Source organism: Streptomyces cyanogenus (assembly GCF_017526105.1).
In the GTDB taxonomy this organism is placed as follows: Bacteria; Actinomycetota; Actinomycetes; order Streptomycetales; family Streptomycetaceae; genus Streptomyces; species Streptomyces cyanogenus.
The window spans coordinates 492,042-508,905 of the sequence record NZ_CP071839.1 but is presented as its reverse complement, the minus strand read 5'-3'; the positions used below and the strand labels follow the sequence as shown (position 1 = coordinate 508,905).

10 protein-coding genes and 1 pseudogene are annotated in these 16,864 nt (G+C 73.3%); 3 read left to right on the top strand and 8 right to left on the bottom strand.

Annotated elements, in window-relative coordinates; translation table 11 throughout:
• Window positions 1–20: 20 nt before the first annotated feature.
• Window positions 21–890, top strand: a complete 870-nt coding sequence (locus tag S1361_RS39810) for a C40 family peptidase (RefSeq protein WP_208030148.1) — start codon at window positions 21–23, stop codon at window positions 888–890.
• Window positions 891–897: 7 nt separating this feature from the next.
• On the opposite strand, the gene helR is transcribed toward S1361_RS39810, so the two are convergent.
• Window positions 898–3,069 (bottom strand): RNA polymerase recycling motor ATPase HelR, encoded by a 2,172-nt coding sequence (helR, locus tag S1361_RS02170; protein ID WP_208030147.1) that lies wholly within the window; start codon window positions 3,067–3,069, stop codon window positions 898–900.
• A 440-nt stretch (window positions 3,070–3,509) separates the two neighbouring features.
• Here helR and S1361_RS39805 point away from each other — a divergent pair, with 440 nt between their 5' ends.
• Window positions 3,510–5,675, top strand: coding sequence for an FUSC family protein (locus S1361_RS39805; protein WP_279577598.1), 2,166 nt, complete (start codon window positions 3,510–3,512; stop codon window positions 5,673–5,675).
• Window positions 5,676–5,906: 231 nt separating this feature from the next.
• Here S1361_RS39805 and S1361_RS02160 read toward each other — a convergent pair whose 3' ends face one another.
• From S1361_RS02160 to S1361_RS02145, 4 genes are all read right to left on the bottom strand, one after another.
• Complete coding sequence (locus S1361_RS02160) at window positions 5,907–6,989, bottom strand: lytic polysaccharide monooxygenase auxiliary activity family 9 protein (RefSeq protein WP_208030146.1); 1,083 nt, start codon at window positions 6,987–6,989, stop codon at window positions 5,907–5,909.
• A 206-nt stretch (window positions 6,990–7,195) separates the two neighbouring features.
• Entirely contained in the window at window positions 7,196–8,668 is a 1,473-nt protein-coding gene (locus S1361_RS02155) for a glycoside hydrolase family 6 protein (protein ID WP_208030145.1), read from the bottom strand.
• A 177-nt stretch (window positions 8,669–8,845) separates the two neighbouring features.
• The gene (locus tag S1361_RS02150; RefSeq protein ID WP_208030144.1) at window positions 8,846–9,964 is read right to left on the bottom strand and encodes a glycoside hydrolase family 12 protein; all 1,119 of its coding nucleotides are present in this window, start codon (window positions 9,962–9,964) and stop codon (window positions 8,846–8,848) included.
• 286 nt (window positions 9,965–10,250) lie between these two features.
• Window positions 10,251–13,037, bottom strand: coding sequence for a SpoIIE family protein phosphatase (locus S1361_RS02145; protein ID WP_208030143.1), 2,787 nt, complete (start codon window positions 13,035–13,037; stop codon window positions 10,251–10,253).
• A gap of 445 nt (window positions 13,038–13,482) precedes the next feature.
• Between S1361_RS02145 and S1361_RS02140 the strand changes: the two genes are divergently transcribed.
• Window positions 13,483–14,583 (top strand): PP2C family protein-serine/threonine phosphatase, encoded by a 1,101-nt coding sequence (locus tag S1361_RS02140; protein ID WP_208036400.1) that lies wholly within the window; start codon window positions 13,483–13,485, stop codon window positions 14,581–14,583.
• Between the two features lie 38 nt (window positions 14,584–14,621).
• On the opposite strand, the gene S1361_RS02135 is transcribed toward S1361_RS02140, so the two are convergent.
• The 3 genes and pseudogenes from S1361_RS02135 to S1361_RS02125 form a co-directional block, all read right to left on the bottom strand.
• Window positions 14,622–15,422: a maleylpyruvate isomerase family mycothiol-dependent enzyme gene (locus tag S1361_RS02135; RefSeq protein WP_208030142.1), complete on the bottom strand. Its 801-nt coding sequence runs from the start codon at window positions 15,420–15,422 to the stop codon at window positions 14,622–14,624.
• A gap of 104 nt (window positions 15,423–15,526) precedes the next feature.
• Window positions 15,527–16,338: pseudogene (locus tag S1361_RS02130) on the bottom strand (SAM-dependent methyltransferase).
• Window positions 16,335–16,826 (bottom strand): Lrp/AsnC family transcriptional regulator, encoded by a 492-nt coding sequence (locus S1361_RS02125; protein ID WP_208030141.1) that lies wholly within the window; start codon window positions 16,824–16,826, stop codon window positions 16,335–16,337. Before S1361_RS02125 ends, S1361_RS02130 begins: the two are co-directional and overlap by 4 nt.
• Window positions 16,827–16,864 lie beyond the last annotated feature (38 nt).

The window sequence follows — 16,864 nt, the reverse complement described above, 5'->3', positions numbered from 1 at the left end:
CACGAAACGGGGGTACCGGCATGCTGCGGCGAACCGGCGTCATCGGCACACTCATCGCCCTGCTGACAGCTCTCTTCCTCACCTCGGCGGCGACCGCCGCCGACCGGCCGCCCGGGCCGGCGCACGCGGCGGACGGCGACTGCCGCGTCCTCGCCCCGGGCGCGACCACGGCGGCCGAACGGGCCGTCGACGCCGCCTGCGCCCAGGTCGCGGCGGGCGTCTGGTACACCTGGGGCGGGGGCCACGGAGCGCAGCCCGGCCCCACCTACGGCAGGGTGGACCCGACCGACCCGGCCAGCGAACACGACCCCGAACGCCTCGGCTTCGACTGTTCGGGCCTGGTCCGCTACGCCTACGCCCAGGCCACCGGCGCGGACCTCCTCAACGGCGACGCGAGCGCCCAGTACTACACCCACCGCACCACCGCCCGCTTCACCGCGGCCGAGGGCCTCAGCCCGCTGCGCCCCGGCGACCTGCTCGCCTACGGCACCTCGGCCGACCTGCACCACATCGCCCTCTACCTGGGCGCCGGCAAGATGGTGGAGGCCCGGCAGTCCGGCACCAGGCTGATGGTCAGTGACGTCCGCCTGGGCGGCGACTACTTCGGTGCCGTCCGCGTCAACACCGGCACCGTCGAGGGGCCCGTCTTCCGCACCTGGGGCACCGGCGTCTGGACCAAGGCGCAGCCCTCCACCAGGGCCGCCCGCGTCTACGCCTTCCCCGGCCCCACGACGATCCGGGTCGCCTGCCAGAAGCACGCCGAACCCGTCACCGCCGAGGGCTACACCAACGACGCCTGGTCCTACCTCCCCGACTACCGGGCCTGGGTCACCAACATTTACATCCAGGGCCCGGCCTGGCTGGACGGTGTACCGACCTGCACCGCCTGAGCCGGTCTCAGGCGCTCGTGAGGACCACGAGTTGCCGGGTGGCCCGGGTCATCGCCACGTAGCGGTCCACCGCACCCGCGACGCCGTCCCCGAACTCCTCCGGGTCGACGAGGACGACCAGATCGAACTCCAGGCCCTTCGCCAGCTCGGGGGTGAGGGAGCGGACGCGGGAGGTCGACCGGAACGCGGGATCGCCGATGACACAGGCGATCCCGTCGGTGTGCGCGGCGAGCCAGCCGTCGAGGACCGCACGCAGGTCCGACACCGGGCCGTGGACGACGGGGATGCCGGTGCTGCGGATGGAGGTCGGCACGTTGGCGTCCGGGAGTACCGCCCGGACGACCGGCTCGGCCTCGGCCATGATCTCCTGCGGCGTCCGGTAGTTGACGCTCAGGGAGGCCATGGTGATCCGGTCGAACCCGACCCGTTCGAGCCGTTCCCGCCACGACTCGGTGAAGCCGTGCCTGGCCTGGGCGCGGTCCCCGACGATGGTGAAGCTGCGGGACGGGCACCGCAGCAGGAGCATCTGCCACTCGGCGTCGGTCAGTTCCTGCGCCTCGTCCACGACGACGTGCGCGAACGGGCCGGCGAGCAGGTCCGGGTCCGCGGTGGCCAGCTCGCTCTCGTCGACCAGGCTGACCCGGGCGTCCTCGCCGCGCAGCATCCTCACCAGGCCCTCGCCGTCGTCACCGTCGGCCCCGGAGTCGGCCACCGCCGCGATCAGGTTGTCGACCACCCGCGTCATCCGCTCCCGCTGGGCGGCCAGGACGGCCTCGTGCCGGCGCTTGCGCCGGGCCGCTTCCGGGTCGCCGAGCCGCTGGCGTGCCGCGTCCAGGAGCGGCAGGTCGGACACCGTCCACGCCTGGGGCTCCGCGCGCTGGAGCAGCCGGACCTCGTCGCGGCTCAGCCAGGGAGCACACATCCGCAGGTAGGCGGGTACCGACCACAGGTCGCCGACGAGGTCGGCCGCCTCCAGCAGCGGCCACGCCCGGTGGAACGTCGTGTACAGCTCCCTGTTCTGCCGCAGCGACCTGCGCAGCAGTTCGGGCGGGGCGTCGCCGTCGTGCTTGTCCACCAGGATCGTGAGCAGTTCGTCCCAGACCTGGTCGCGTGCGTCGTTGTGCGGAGTGCCGGGCTCGGCCGCCGCGAAGGCCGCGGCCCAGTCACCGGGGGTCAGCCGGACGTCGGACCAGTGGGTGGTGACCGTCATCCCCTCCGTGGGCGGCTCCTCGTAGAACCTGACGGCCTTCTCGATCGCCTTCACCATGTCCGCGGACGACTTCAGCCGGGCCGCCTCCGGATCGGTCTCGACGGCCGCGCCGGCGCCCTCGGCGACGAGGTCCCGCAGGGTGCAGGTCTGCACGCCCTCCTCGCCGAGGCTGGGCAGCACGTCGGAGACGTACGCCAGGTACGGGCGGTGCGGGCCGACGAACAGGACGCCGCCCCGGCGGTGACCGAGCCGGGGGTCGGCGTGCAGGAGGTAGGCGGAACGGTGCAGGGCGACGACCGTCTTTCCCGTACCCGGGCCGCCGTCGACGACGAGGGCGCCGCGGGACCCGGCCCGGATGATGGCGTCCTGGTCGGCCTGGATGGTGCCGAGCACGTCCTGCATCCGCGGCGAGCGGTTGCTGCCCAGGCTGGCGATGAAGGCGGACTGGTCGTCCAGCGCGGCATGGCCGGCCAGCCCCTCCGCGGTGAACACCTCGTCCCAGTAGTCGCTGATCCGGCCGCCGGTCCAGCGATACCTGCGGCGGCTCACCAGTCCCATCGGGTTGGCGTGGGTGGCCCCGAAGAACGGCTCGGCAGCGGGGGAGCGCCAGTCCACCAGCAGCCGGCGGCCCGCGCTGTCCGTCAGGCCCAGCCGGCCGACGTACACGGGCTCGGGGCTGTCCGTGCCGACCATGCGCCCGAGGCACAGGTCCAGACCGAAGCGGCGCAGCGTGCGCAGGCGGCCGGTGAGCCGGTGGATCTCCGCGTCCCGGTCCATCGCCTGCCGGCCCGTGCCGCCGGGCGCCCTGCGTTCGGCGTCGAGCCGCTCGGTCAGTTCGGCGATCGACTGTTCGAGGCACTCGGCGATGGCCGCGAAGTGCCTCTCGTCGTCCGCGATCAGCGTCGGGTCGGCCTTCGCGGCGAGCCGCTCGGGAAGGCCGAAGGCGCTGGTGGTCAGGGGGTGTGTCATCTCAGGGGCTCCGTTGTGAGGGTGCGCGAGCAGGCGCGCTGGAAGGCGTCCGGACCGGCGCGACGCACCGTGGCGGCCGCGAAGGCGGTCATGTGCTGGGTGGCCGTTGTCCGTTCAGGCGGGCGGCTTCGGCTGCGGGCGTCGAGCAGCGGCCGCGCGGCCACCCGGGCGCGCCGAGCGGCGCCTCCGAGAACGCGGAGGCCGACGCACGGCCGCGCCTCCGCGCGGACCATGCGTCGGCACAAGCGCATGCATGTCGTGAATCCCCCGTTTCTGCAGCTTCCTGGCCTCGGCCGGCAATTCTGCGGGACGACGGGGGCCTTGCCGCAAGCCCCCCGGTGCGCTATAAGTTGAGAGTGGCAAGGAGTGGGTGACTCCTTGCCTTTGTTCTTTCTGCTCCGATCCCCCCGCCCGATCGGCAAGGTGCCGGACCTGCGGGCGTGGGTGATTCTGTAGGGGTGTGGGGTCTCCGAGGTGCCCGGCTGCCGGCGGCCTACGCCGCCTCTGGCCGCCGTGCGCTGCGCGTGACCGTGGTCGCGGCGGCCGGCTTCTACCTCTTCCGCTACGGCCTGGACCGACCGGTGGCCGCCACCTACGCGCTGTTCACCGTGGTGGCCCTGGGCGGACTGTCCAGGATCCCCGGTACCGGCCGGCAGCGCGCGGCGTTCATGTCGCGCCTGCTTCCGGTGTGCTGGGCGCTGGTGGCCGTCGGCACCTGTCTGTCGGTGCGGACGTGGAGCGCGGTCGCCGGCATGCTGGTGATCGGCTTCACGCTGGCCTTCTCCGCCGTTGGCGGACCGCGCTGGGCGGGGACGGCGCCGGGCCTGCAACTCCTCTACATCCTGCCGTCCTTCCCGCCGTACGACCCCGGCTCGCTCGGCGACCGGCTGATCGGCACGACCACGGGCTTGGTCCTGTTCGCCGCGGCCGAGGCGCTGCTCTTCCGTGAGCCGGCTCCCGTGCCCTACCGCGAGCGGACCGCCCGCGCGGCCATGGTCGCCGAGGGGTGGGCGGCGCGGCTCGCCGGCGCCCCCGCTGCCCTGGGCGACGCCGACGTCCGGGCCGCGCAGGAGGCGGGCCAGGCCCTGCGGCCGCTCAACGTGCCGGAGGCGGAGCGCCCGGCCGGGCCCGGGGCGCGGGATCGCGCCCTCACCCACACCGGCCTGGCCGTCCGCACCCTGCTCGGCAGACTCGTGCAGCTGCCCGCCGTACGGGGGAACGACACGGCACCCGACGTGACCGACGTACTGCGGGCGGTGGGGCGGCTGGCCGGGGCGACCGCGGCCTGCCTACGAGCGCAGGCGTCCCCCGCGGCCCGGCAGCGGGAGCTGGTCGAGGCCCGCGCCCGCCTGTCCGCCGTCTCCGCCGGGCCGCCTTCCGGCGGCAGTCTCCCACCCGCGGTGCTGCGCTGCCACGCGGCCGTGCTGGAGGTAGCCGACGCGGCGCTGGTGATGGGCGCGGCGGCCGATCTGGCGGTGCGGGGCAAGCACGCCACGGTCGAGCTGCCGCCCGGCCGCTTCTGGTACGCGACGGTCCCCGCCCCGCTGCTGTGGTGGCACCGGGCGATCGGCCACGCCGGACGCCGGTCGGTGTTCTTCCAGAACGCGGTGCGCATGGCGCTGGCCCTGACGGCCGTCCGGCTGGTGGCCGGGGTGGACACGCTGCCGCACGGCTTCTGGGCGATGCTGGCGACGCTGACCCTCACCCGGACCACGCTGGGCGAGACCTGGAGCACCATCCGCCTGGCGCTCGCGGGCACCCTGGCCGGGGCCCTGGTCAGCGCGGGAGTACTGCTCCTGGTCGGGTCCGACACCGCCGTGTACGCCGTCCTGCTGCCGGTGTGGATGCTGTGCGCCTTCACCCTGGGACCGGTCCGGGGCGTGGGATGGGCGCAGGGACTGTTCACCGTGCTCGTCGCGCTGGTGTTCGCGCAGCTGGCGCAGCCGACGTGGCGGCTGGCGGAGGTCAGGATGCTGGACGTGCTGGTCGGCAGTGCGATCGGCGCCGTCTTCGGGGTGCTGGCCTGGCCCCGGGGCGCCCATGACGAGCTGCGCCACGCGGCGGCGGACCTCCTGCGCAGGGCCGCGGAGATCGTGGTGGCGACCAGTGCCTCGGTGGCGGGCGGCGCCACGGCCGTGCCGACCGGCGTGCCGGGGCACCGGTCGCTGGAACGGGCCGTCGTCCTCGCCGAGTCCGCGTACGCCCAGTTGCAGAGCGAACCGACGCCCCTCGGGGGCAGGGGGCGCGGGCCGCAGCCGCCCGCGGTCGACTGGCAGGCGACGCTGATCGCCGGGCATCACACCCTCTGGGGGTCGGCCCGGCTGCTGGAGCCGCCGTGCACCTCGCTCGGCCCGGCGGCCGCCGAGTCGGCCGGCGTGCTCGGGGAGCGGGTGGCGGGACGGATGCTGCTGGTCTCGGCGGCACTGGACCCGGGAGACGACACCCCGGCCGCGGCGACGTCGCTCATCGACCCGGCCCTCGCCGGTTTCACCACCGAGCCGGCCGACGCCCCGCGGCGCTACTACGCGACCGTGGCCTGGCTGAACTCCCTCATGACCGACCTGACCCGGATCGCGCGCCCACCGGACCGCTCCACCCAGGCGTGACCCCCCGCCGCGCCGGCCGAGCGACTGCGCCGACCGCCCGACCGGGCGCAGGCCGAGTTGCCGGTGACCGAGCCCGGGCCGGTGCGCAGCCGTGCCCGCTGGACGTCAGTCGACGACACACCGGACCAGCGGTCCGATGCCCCGAAGCAAGGCGATGCGCGCCGCCCTCACCCGCGGCACCGCACCGTCTCCCCGGAAGCGGGCCGGGGAGGCGGTGCGGCCGGTGTCGCGTCAGCTGGTGCCCTGTGCCGTGACGCAGCCGATCGGACCGGCGGGGACGTCGTTGCCGGTCGAGGTGGCGGTGAAGCCGAAGGTGACGCTGCCGTCGGCGGGTACGACCCGGTTGTGGTCCACGTTGCGGACCGTGACCGTCCCGTCGGCGGCGGTCGACCGCGTGCCGTTCCACAGGCTGCTGATCCTGGTGCCCGCCCCGGGCCGCCAGGCCACGGACCAGCCGTCGAGCGGTGCCGTGCCGTGGTTCATGACCTCGACGGAGGCCTGGAAGCCGCCGTTCCAGGAGTTCACCACGGAGTAGGTGGCCATGCAGGAACCGGTGTCCGGCGGCGTGGGCGTCGGTGTGGGCGTCGGCGTGCCGCCGGAGCCGCGGATGCCCGTGACCTCGCCGTGGCCGCCGTCGAAGACGATGTCGGAGCAGGAGAAGAAGTTCTCCTGGCTGTCCGAGCGGACCCACTGGATGAAGAGCAGGGCGTCACCCGACCGCCCGGAGGGGAGTTTCAGGTCCCAGTGGTAGTGGCCGCCGTCGGTGCCCGGCGACCCCTGCTGCGGCGGATCGGTGACGGTCTGGATCAGGTCCAGGTCGGCCCAGCGCAGGGCGGAGGCCGGTGACCAGCCCTGCCGGGTGACGTAGACCCGGAAGTCACCCGGGTGCGCCGCCCAGTTGCTGTACTGGGCCTGGATCGTCGCCCCGCTGGTCAGATGGGTCCGCGGCCAGTCCGGGCGGGCCGCGTTGTAGGCGCGGAAGTCGTACGGGGACCGGTCGCCCGCACTGCACAGGGTGCCGTCCGGGACGTAACCGGCGCCCCGGCCGCCGGCGTGGGAGTCGAGCACGGCGAACCAGTTGTACAGCGCCGTCGCACCGCTCTCGGCCAGCGCGTCCCGGCACGCCGGGTTGGTCGGGTCCAGCCCGCCGGTCGTCGTGCGCGCGTCCAGATAGCACAGGTAGGTACGGGATCCGGGCAGCATGGCCACCCCGTGAGCCCGCGCGCTGCTCTGCCCCAGCAGGGTCAGGGCGAGCGCCGCGAGCAGCGTCGACAGGGCCGCTGCCGCCGACGTCAGTCTGTTGCGTCGAGCCACGATCCGCTCCTTTCGGTTCGCATCAGGCGTGCGGTGCGCCCCGGGCGGCCGCCGTGACGAGGCAGGCGGGGGCCGCCGAGGCATCGGTGTACGTGGGGCCGGTGCCGGCTGTCGGTGCCGGTACGGGTGCCGGTGCCGGTCGCGCACTGTTGTGGCGTGGTCGTCGTCGGACGCGCCGAAGTCCGGCCCGGCGCCGCGCGGTCGTATCAGAGCCCGGTGCCGCCGCCCGGGCGCACCGGCGGGTAGGCGTTCTTCACCAGCATCGCGAACTGCTCGGCGAACCACTGCCCGGCCGGCGGGGCGCCGGGCAGCGCGCCGGTCCTGTTGCCGCCCGCGCCCGGCGGGGCGTAGTCCGGATCGCACATGGGGTCCGGGCCCTTGCCCTCGTCGTCGGGGACGTCGGTGCTCGCGCCGTCCGACTCGCCCGGCGGCTTCACCCACAGGAACGCGTCGAGGTGGGAGTCGGGATGGCCGGAGGGCGCGGCCTGCGGCGGGCGCCCCAGTCCGGCGCCACTGACGTTGCACCACAGGCCCCGGTAGGTCCGGCGGTCGACGCGGGACTCGGTGACGTAGGTGTCCAGGACGGGGCTGGTGCTCTCCGCCGTGGGACGCCCGGGGCCGCCCCAGCCGTTGCGGGAGGTGTCGACGACCATGCCGGTCGACGCGGGCCAGCCGGCCGCGACGAGCGCCCGGTGAACGTTCCCGGTGAAGTCCGACTCGTCGAAGTCGGCGTTCCACTCGTAGAACGTCGAGGACTTGACCGGGTTCCCGCCGACGGTCCTGTCCGGGTCGGTCAGGAAGGGCTCTTCCAGGGGCATGTAGTTGGAGACGTTGGTGACCAGCCCGTCGACGCCGGACAGCCCGGCGCTGGTGCCCCGGGCGACGTCCGTGTACAACTGCACGCTCTGGGCCAGGTTGCCGTCCCAGCCGAGCCAGCCGGAGTTCGCGAAGTCCAGGTACGTGTAGACGTTGGGCAGCGCGTGCAGCTGGTCCAGGGCGTACTGGATGCCCTTGACGTAGATCCCGCTGCTCTTGGCCTGGGCGCACTCCGGGGCGGAGGTGTTCGTCGCCAGGTTGGGCAGGCTGTCCGGTTCGATCACCGTCGTGATGCGGATGCCGCGGTACTTCCGCTTCTTGAAGACGTTCGCGATGGCGTCGATGTACTCGTGCTCGTAGCGGTCGAGACCGGCCTGTGTGAGCGGGAGTTCACCGTTGGAGGCGAGGGCCGCGCAGTCCCGCCCGGGCAGGTCGTACACCACGAAGGTCGCGGTGATCGGCTGTCCGCGCCGCTTCTGGGCGAGGGCCAGGTCGAGGTGGTCGGCGAGGCTCTTGCGGCTGGGGTCGGCGCCGCCGACGGCAGCGATCCGGTCGAGCCACACGGCGGTGGGATAGCGGCCCACTTTCCGCATCCTCGCCCTGAGCCCGGGGTCCCCGGTCCGTGCCACCGTGGTGCCGACGCGGTCGGTGTAGTCGGGGTTGACGTAGAACGAGGCGCCGGCGAACGGGTTGTCGACGTGATTCTCCGCGGCGGCCGCCGGGTGGCCGGTGAGCTGCCCTGCCAGGCCGAGCGCCAGGGCGGTGAGCGCCGCTCCCAGCGAGGCGGCCCGGCGCCGGCGCCGTCGCCGTCGCCGGTCCGGCCCCGGGCGGGGCGTGGGCGTCCGGCGGATGGGGTGTGTCATGTGCCCTCCTCGTGCGTGCGGGTGTCAGGGCGCGCTGTACGGCCGGGCCGGTGCGTTCAGGTGCCGGCGCAGTGCGGTGCGGGTGTGCCGGCGGTGCCGTCCGCGGTGAAGCCGGTGGAGCCGGGACCCGCCCGGGCGGCGGGGCGGGACGAGCGGGTCCCGGAGCGGGTGGGTGGGTCACGCGGTGGCGCAGGCACTGCCGTTCAGGCTGAAACCGGACGGCTTGGCGAAGGCGCCGCCGTAGGTGCCCTGGAAGCCGAAGGACACCTGGCCACCGGGCGCGATCTGCGCGTTGTAGGCGAGATTGCCCGCCGTGACCGCCCCGGTGGACGGCGTCACGCCGGCGCCCCAGGCATTGCCGATCTGCTGCCCCGCAGGCAGCGCGAAGGCCAGCTTCCAGCCGTTGACGGGGGAGGAGCCGGTGTTGGTGACGGTGACGTCGGCGCTGAAACCGCCCTGCCAGGCGTTCGTCCCGTACGCCACCTTGCAGGCCGCCGGGCCCCCGGAGCCGCCGCTGCCGGTCTCGACCGTGGAGGAGAACGAGGTCACGGCGAGACCGGCGCCGTTCTGCCAGGGCTCGAACCCGGCCTGCACACTGGTCAGGTACCAGCTGTCCTGCGCCAGCCCCCGGGAAACGGCCTGCCGCACGAAGTCCATGACGTCGAAGCCCCAGCTGTTGATCGCCGACGGTGCGACGAAGGACAGGACGTCGTTGGAGCCGTTGTTGCCGGACCACACCTGCCACGGGCGTCCGGCCACGGTGGCGGTGCCGACCTGCGAGCCCACGGGCTGGACGGGGCCCACCTTGGTGAACCAGATCATGATCTCGGTCCGGTTGACGCCGTCGGTACGGGGCGTGGGGTCCAGCCAGATGTCGTACGCGGCGTCGTACACCGCGTTGCTCACGTAGATGTACGAGATGCTCGTCGGCGCGCTGGAGATGGTGCCGAGCCGGGCCGGAAGCCTGGTGCCGGGTGAACAGTTGGTGTAGTGGCAGCCGTTGAAGACGGACGGGTAGGACTTCGGCGCGCCGTTCGTCGGCACCGAGCCGTCCGCCCGGATGACGCGGAATCCGGAGTCGGTGGCGGTGATGCACTGGGGTTCGCCGGTGCCCCAGCGGTTGTTCTGGACGACGTAGCGGCCCTGGATCGTCGTCGACCCGTACTGTTCGCAGATCGTGGTGTCGGCCTGCGCCGCCGGAGCGACGCCGAGCAGCGCCGCCACGGCGGCGAGTGCGGTGAGCAGCGCGCCCAACAGGCCGCGCCTTCCACGGACATGGTGCTTGGACGGTCGCATGCGGGTCCTCTCACATGACGGTGGGGGGAGTCCGGGAGCGCTCCCGAAGGCGCGTGGATGGGAGCGCTCCCATTTCCTCCGTTGGGCAGGGACTGTAGGGACAGTCCATGTCCCTGACAAGACTGGCGGCGACGTGGGCGTCGAAGAGGTTTCGAAGTCGCAGGTCGCGCCGGCGGCCGCGCGCGAGGCCGCGATTTTGGAGCGCTCCCGAACCAACGGCCGTACCGCAGCCCGCCGGTGGCTCAGCCCGGCTCGCGCACCCCGAGTGCGTCGGCAGGGCGGCCGGTCACAGACCCATGACGTCGAACAGGGCCGACGCGTCCGGTTCCGGGGCGCTCTCCAGGTTCTGCTCCGCCCAGATGACCTTGCCCCGAGGGGCGTACCGGGTGCCCCACATGTCCGCGAACTGCGAGACCAGGAACAGTCCGCGGCCTCCCTCGTCGGTGGTGGCCGCGCGGCGCAGCCGGGGCGAGGTGTTGCTGCCGTCCGACACCTCGCACACCAGCGTGCGGCCCAGCAGCAGCCTGACCCGTACGGGCGGCGCACCGTAGCGGATCGCGTTGGTGAGGAGCTCGCTCAGGATCAGCTCCGTGGCGAAGGCCACGCCTTCCAGACCCCAGTCGGCGAGCCGTCGGCTCACTTCCCCGCGGACCCGGGACACGGCCTCGGCGTCGAACGGGACGTCCCAGGTCGCGACGGACGAGGGGGCGAGCAGCCGGGTCCGGGCGACCAGCAGTGCCACGTCGTCACTGGGGTGCCCGGGCAGCATCGTCTCCACCAGGGCGCGGCAGGTCTCCTCCGGTGTCCGGTCCGCGTGGGCGATGGCCGAGGAGAGCAGTTCCAGGCCCTCGTCGATGTCCCGTCCGTGGTTCTCGACCAGGCCGTCGGTGAACAGCACGAGCCGGCTGCCCTCGGGCAGGTCCAGCTCCCCGGCCTCGAAGGGGTGCCCGCCGACCCCCAGGGGCGGCGACAGGGGAAGGTCGGGGAAGACCACCCCGCCCTGAGGGTCCACCACGGCGGGGGCGAGGTGCCCGGCCCGGGAGAGGGTGCAGTGCCCGCCGACCGGATCGTAGATGGCGTACAGGCAGGTGGCGCCGGTGAGCGGTACCCGGTCGTCGTCGGTGGTCCCGCCGTGTGTGTCCAGCCGGGTCACCATCTCGTCGAGGTGTCCGAGCAGTTCGTCGGGGGCCAGGTCCAGCGAGGAGAAGTTCAGCACGGCCGTGCGCAGCCGCCCCATGGTCACCGCCGCCTGCAACCCGTGCCCGACGATGTCACCGACGACCAGCGCCACCCGGAACCCGGGCAGGGGAATGACGTCGAACCAGTCGCCGCCCACGCCGGAACGCGCCGGCAGATAGCGCGAGGCGATCTCCAGCGCGTCCTGCTCCGGCAGGCCCCGCGGCAGCAGGTTGCGCTGGAGCGTCATGGCCAGGGCGTGCTCGCGGGAGTACCGGCGCGCGTTGTCGATCGCCACGGCGGCCCGGGCCACCAGCTCCTCGGCCACGGCGACGTCCTCCTCGTCGAACCGGGGAGTGCCCGTGCCACGCCAGAAGTTGACCATGCCGAGGACCACCCCGCGCGCCCGCAGCGGCACCGTGATCAGTGAGCGGATGCCGTAGTCCAGCGCCCGCAGCGCCCCCTCGGGGTCCTGCGCCCGCCAGTCCTGGGCGTTGTGCAGGTCGGGCACCAGGACGGCCTTGCCCTGGCGCAGCGCCGAGGCCATCGGCGTGTCGGCCATGACGAACCGGATGACCTCACCCACCGGCTGGAGGGGATGCCCCGTCCGCGAGGCACGCATCGCGGTACGGCGCATCTCACGCACGGCGCTCGTGGGCTCCTGGCCGTGCAGCACGGAGTCGAGGAGCTCCACGGTGACGAAGTCGGCCAGCCGGGGAACCGCCACCTCGGTCAGCTCCTCCGCCGTACGCCTTACGTCGAGGGTGGTGCCGATCCGCATGCCCGCCTCGTACAGGAAGGACAGCCGGCCCCGCGCCACCTCGGCCTGCCCGGACAGGGCCCTCAGCTCCGTGGTGTCCCGGAAGGTGGCCACCAGCCCCTGAGCGCCGCCGTACGGGGCGGTGGGCCGGATGTTCACCGCGAGCAGCCGGTCCCCGGCCGGGATGACCTCGTCGGTCGCGGTCTCCTGCGAATCCATCAGCCGCGCGAGCCGCGGCCCCAGCCCCAGCTCGCCCACCCGCCGCTGGTCGGCGTCCTCCGGCAGGTCCAGCAGCCGGTGCGCCTCGTCGTTGGCGAGCAGTACGCGCCCGTCGCCGTCGACGATCAGCACGCCCTCGCGCACCGCGTGCAGCACGGCGTCGTGGTGCTCGTACATCCGGGTCATCTCGGCCGGGCCGAGTCCGTGGGTCTGCCGCAGCAGGCGGCGGCTGACCAGGGCCGCGCCACCGGTCGCCAGCACGAGCGCCGCCGCCGCCGCGCCGAGCAGTATCGGCAGCTGCCGGTTCAGCACGTGGCTGACGTTCGCGTACCGGATCCCGGCGGTGACCATGCCGACCACGCGCCTGCTGGCATCCGTCACGGGTACGACCGCCCGCACGGCGTCGCCGGGCTCGCCGTGGAACGTCTCGGTGAACGTCTCGCCCGCGGCGGCCCTGCCGACGCCCTCGGCCTGCGTGCCGATCAGCCCGGTTTCGGGGTCGGCGAGCCGGACACCGTGTCTGTCCAGGACACTGATGAAATCGACGCGGGCACCCTTCTGCGCCTGTTCCGTGGCCGCCTGGAGCCGGGCCGTCGGATGCGGCGACCGGAGCGCGAGCGCCGTTCCGGGCGCGTGCGCGAACGCCTCCGCCGCGGCGAGGGAACGATCCTCCGCACTGCGTTCGGCGTCGTACCGCCCCTGTACGACCAGGGCGGCGGCTGCCACCGCGACCAGCAGCAGCATGATCAGTGCCTGCAGCAGGAAGACCTGCGCGGCGAGCGTGCGGACGCTCAGGGACGGCGAGAGGCTGCGTCCGCGTGACGGCCAGAGCCTTCGACCACGGGACGGACCGGATGTCCCGCGTGTGCCGGGCGGTGGCGCCGCGCTTGCCCATGGCCAGCGGGAACGTCCGCTCATCTCCCTTTTCTAGCACTGCAACTCCGTGATCGGCGACCCGGGTGCCGCTGCCGGTGGATGCGGGGCAGGGTGCGTGCGGCGCACGGCCCGCCGCGGGGTGCGGCCGCTCCGCGTCCGGGTGACGTGCGGGACGCCGGCCGTGACCGTCGGGCAGCGCTCACCGAAGGAGCGCGCCCGCCTCCCGCGTGTCCTGGTCCCGGCGCCCGATCGCGGCGGGCAGCGCGTCGCGCGGGCCGGAGCCCGGCCCACGCGGCCGGCGGAACATGCCGTGGACTGGAGCAATCCGGGCGCGCCGCGGTCCGGCAGACCAGGCTGGGAGTCTTGTCGAGTTCCTGTGACAGGAGTCCGTGTGCGGAGACCACGTATGCCGAGATCTGGACATACCGGTCGCGAGCCGGAGGACGGCGCCGGTGCGCGGACGCAGTTGTCGGCGCCCCCGGCGTGGATGCGGTGGCTTCCGGCCCTGTACGTCGCCGCCCTTCTGGTACTGGAGCCCTTGACGCCCGTGGAGTGGCCGGTGAGCTTCGTGCTGATCGCCCTGCCTCTCGTGACCGCCTTCGCCCACGGACCGGTCGCCGTCGCCGGCGCCACGGTGTTCGCCATCGTCCTGGAAGGGGTTCTGGCCGGCACCCCGTGCTGTGCGGGCCGCTCGGTCGGCTATCTGTGGGACCGTCACTACGTGGCCGCGTACATCTGCACCGCACTGGTGGGTGTCCTCGGCACGATCCTGGCCGCGCACCGCACCCGCCGTGAGCGCACCCTGGCCGACGTGCGCTTCGTGGCCGACATCGCCCAGCGGGTCCTGCTCAGACCGGTACCCCACCGGATCGGCCGCCTCCAGATGGAGAGCCTCTACGTGTCCGCCGCGGCCGAGGCCCGCATCGGCGGCGACCTGTACGAGGCCGTCCCCACCCGGTACGGCGTCCGGCTGCTCATCGGCGACGTCCGGGGCAAGGGGCTGCTCGCCGTGGAGACGGCCGCGGCCCTGCTCGGCGCGTTCCGCGAGGCGGCCCACGACGAACCCGCTCTGCCCGCCCTGGCCGACCGGGTGGAGACCAGCATGAACCGCAGGGCGACGCTGCTGGGCGGAAGCGAGGTGGGCGAACGGTTCGTCACGGCCGTCTTCGCCGAGATCGCCGTGGCGGACCCGCTGGTCCGCGTCGTCAACTGCGGCCACCCGCCCCCGGTCCGGATCCGGTCCGGGGAGGTGCGGGAACTGGACAGCGGCCGTTCGGCTCCGCCGCTCAACCTGGGCATGCTGGTCGGGGAGCCGTACCACGTGGACACCTACTCGTTCCTGCCCGGCGACCAGCTCCTGCTGTACACGGACGGCATCACGGAGACGCGGGACGCCGCCGGCACCTTCTACCCGCTGCTCCAGCGCCTGCGTTCGTGGGGCCCCCTACCGCCCCAGGACCTCCTGGAGCGGCTCCACCAGGACCTGCTGGAGCACAGCGGGGACCGGCTGCAGGACGACGTCGCGGCGCTCGCCGTCTGCCTCTCCGCCGGCGAGCCGTCCGTACCGCCGCCGTCACCGGCCGGATGAGCGCGGCGCGGCAGCGTCACGAAGCAGGGCGGCCCGGTTCAGAAGGCCGTGTGGGCGAACCAGCGGTCGAGGACCGGCGCCTCGCCGGAGACGTCGAAGGCGGGCTCCTGGTACGACCGCCGCCCGTAGAGCAGCAGGAGGAGATCCGCCGCCTGGCCGCGCACCGCCGCCGTGGGCGGCTCGGACACCGCATCGTCGCCGTCGAGCGGCAGCAGCCGGAAGCCGTCCGGGTCCAGCCGCACCCGCCACTCCTCGCCGGTGCCGGCGCACTGGAACGCGACGATCTCTCCGTCGCCGCGCAGCTTCGTCACATCGGGGGCGAACACCCCCGCGTACGGGAGGTTGACCAGGAACTCGTCCACCCCGTCCGCCGCCAGTACCGGGTCGATGTCCGACTCCTGGCCCAGGGCGTGCTCCGCGTCCACCCGGTGCACCAGTGTTTCGAAGAGCATCCGGCGGGCCCAGAACCGCGTATGCCGGTCCGCGCCCCACGTCCACATCGCCGCGCCGGGATCCGTGTCCCGCAGTACGGCCGCCACCTCGGGCACCCCCGCCGTCAGCCAGTCGGCGAGGTCCCGCTCGTCCGCGGGCAGCCCCAGTTCCACGTCACGGCTGCGCGGCGGCTCCTGCACCCGCCGGGTGAGCAGGGCGCAGAACCAGCGCTGCACCGCTCCCACGTGCCGGGTGAGCTCGGCCAGCGTCCAGTCGGGGCAGGAGGGGACGGCGCTCGCGGGATCGGCGCCCCGCACCACCTCGGCGAACCGGTGCGTCTCCCGCCCGATCGCCTCACGGTAGGTGTCGTAGGACAGGGGATGCCCCGCCCGGCTCGTCGTTGCCATCTGCTGCCGCCGTTCTGTCCTGGGCACGGATGCCGCTGTGTTCGTCGCGATCAGTGTGGCTGCTGGAGTCCACTCGAAGGCAAGCCGGGGCCGCCTGCGGCCGCTCAGCGAACGCGGGCCACTCCCGCGTAGATGCCGCTGCCCTCCGGCTCGCCGTCCGGAGCCGACGCGCCCCACTCCGTCGCGGTCACCAGGCCGGGCGGGACGAGGTCCAGGCCGTCGAAGAAGCGCGCCACCTCCGCGCGGGCCCGGAATCCGAGCGGGATACCGCCCTTGGCGTACTCGGCGGTGACCTGTGCGGCGAGTTCCGGATAGAGATCGGACGCGGCGTGCGACAGCACCAGGTAGCTGCCCGGAGGCAGCGTGGCGACCAGGTTGCGGACGATTCCGTGGGCGTCCTGCTCATCGGTGATGAAGTGCATCAGCGCGATCAGCGACAGCGCGATCGGGTGGCCGAAGTCCAGCACCCGCCGGGCGTGCCGCACGATGGACTCCGGCTGCCGTACATCGGCCTGGATGTAGTCGGTCACGCCCTCGGTGCCGCTGACCAGCAGCGCCTCGGCGTGGCGCAGGACGATCGGGTCGTTGTCGGTGTAGACGACCTTCGCCGACGGCACGATGTCCTGGACGATCTGGTGCACAGGTTGGGCGGGGTGGGGATGCCCGTGCCGATGTCCAGGAACTGGTCGATGCCCTGCGCGGCGAGCCAGGCCGCGGCCCGGTGCATGAACTGGCGGTTCTGCCGCGCCGCGTCCCGCGCCTCGGCCGGCAACCGCTCGCCCACGGCCTCGTCGACCGGGTAGTTGTCCTTGCCGCCCAGCAGCCAGTCGTAGACCCGCGCGGGATGCGCCCTGCTGGTGTCGATCATGGCAACTCCGTTGGAGGGGTGAGTGGTTGGGGCCGTGTGGTCGATCATCCTAGTCGGGTGGCCGCCGGCGTCTGGTCGGCCGGGGGCAGCCGGGTGGGGGCGGTGTTGCTCACCTGCTGGAAGATGACCGAGGTGCGGAAGCCGGTGACCTCGCTGCGCTTGCTGAGCTGGTCGGTCAGGAAGGCGTGCAGCCGGTCGAGGTCCTGCACGGCGACATGGAGCAGGAAGTCGTCGCCTCCGGAGAGCACGAAGACGTGCAGGACTTCGGGGAGTTTCCCGGCGAAGGCCTTGAAGGAGTCGATGACGGTCCGGCTGAGGGGGCGTACCTGGACCGAGACCAGCGCCTGGACACCGCGGTTGAGCGCGGCCGGGTCGATGTCCGCGTGGTAGCCGCGGATGACCCCCCGGCGGTGGAGTGCCCGGACCCGCTCCAGACAGGTGGAGGGGGCGATGCCCAGCTGCCGGGCGAGCTCGCGGTTGGACTGCCGTGCATCTGTCTGGAGGAGCCGCACAATCTCCGAATCAAGTTCGTCCATGGTCGGCGACCCTAACTCACTTTCACCCATTCGTTCGA

Coding starts and splice junctions, on each gene's coding strand:
- S1361_RS02135 (WP_208030142.1), bottom strand. CDS start 15,422: ATGGCAACGACGAGCCGGGCGGGGCATCCCCTGTCCTACGACACCTAC.
- S1361_RS39810 (WP_208030148.1), top strand. CDS start 21: ATGCTGCGGCGAACCGGCGTCATCGGCACACTCATCGCCCTGCTGACA.
- helR (WP_208030147.1), bottom strand. CDS start 3,069: ATGACACACCCCCTGACCACCAGCGCCTTCGGCCTTCCCGAGCGGCTC.
- S1361_RS02125 (WP_208030141.1), bottom strand. CDS start 16,826: ATGGACGAACTTGATTCGGAGATTGTGCGGCTCCTCCAGACAGATGCA.
- S1361_RS02150 (WP_208030144.1), bottom strand. CDS start 9,964: ATGCGACCGTCCAAGCACCATGTCCGTGGAAGGCGCGGCCTGTTGGGC.
- S1361_RS02145 (WP_208030143.1), bottom strand. CDS start 13,037: ATGAGCGGACGTTCCCGCTGGCCATGGGCAAGCGCGGCGCCACCGCCC.
- S1361_RS02155 (WP_208030145.1), bottom strand. CDS start 8,668: ATGACACACCCCATCCGCCGGACGCCCACGCCCCGCCCGGGGCCGGAC.
- S1361_RS02140 (WP_208036400.1), top strand. CDS start 13,483: ATGCGGTGGCTTCCGGCCCTGTACGTCGCCGCCCTTCTGGTACTGGAG.